Raw genomic sequence first — 250 nt, forward strand, 5'->3', positions numbered from 1 at the left:
GATAAGCCTGTTATCCCCAGGGTAGCTTTTATCCGTTGAGCGATGGCCCTTCCATTCGGTACCACCGGATCACTAAGCCCGACTTTCGTCCCTGCTCGACCTGTTTGTCTCGCAGTCAAGCTCCCTTATGCCTTTGCACTCTGCGAATGATTTCCAACCATTCTGAGGGAACCTTTAGACGCCTCCGTTACTTTTTAGGAGGCGACCGCCCCAGTCAAACTGCCCACCTGACACTGTCCCCGACCCCGCT

1 rRNA gene is annotated in these 250 nt (G+C 54.8%); it reads right to left on the bottom strand.

The features are described from left to right. Positions 1-250 (bottom strand): 23S ribosomal RNA (locus tag AC3G2T_RS38950); the annotation flags it as partial.

The organism is Paenibacillus sp. sgz302191 (assembly GCF_057749925.1).